General features: G+C 60.6%; 1 protein-coding gene. It reads right to left on the reverse strand.

The window, feature by feature from the left end:
* On the reverse strand, positions 1-204 hold a 204-nt coding region (locus tag IF809_RS38760), incomplete at its 3' end, for a hypothetical protein (RefSeq protein ID WP_462840108.1).
* Positions 205-503: the final 299 nt, after the last annotated feature.

Genomic DNA, 503 nt, shown 5'->3' on the forward strand with positions numbered 1-503 from the left:
ATCCTGATCGCCTTGCCCGCGGGGCCGTCCCAGCCCGAGATTGTTCAGCTCGCGGTCGATCCGCAGCTGCACGCGGCGGATCGCCAGCAGGTCGAGTTTCGCTTCGGTCTTGCCGGTGTAGACCCGATCGCCGATCTGGAAACGCCATTTCCAGACGCCGGCCGTGACCTGCGTGACGCTGAATTCGACGCCCTTGTGAATCATCTGGAACGGTTCCGCGAAGGAATGGCGGTCGTCGATATTTAAACCATTGGTTGTAGTAATGATTAGCGCCCGTAAAAAGATCGTGTGAAAGGCCGCGCCCGTTCGGGCCGTCGTTGTGGATTTCGGAAAGGATTCGTCCGCCGGCAGCGTCGCCACGGAACGGTCGCCAGCCATGTTGCCTGCCCAGCGCCGCGCAATTCGCGTTGCTTGGAGCAGGCCAATGTTACGAACACTGGCGGAACCCGAGTCTTCCGTCGAACGCTACGGAGTTTTTCCAGGGCTCAGGAGGGCTACGAAGG

It is taken from the genome of Bradyrhizobium sp. UFLA06-24, from assembly GCF_054967145.1.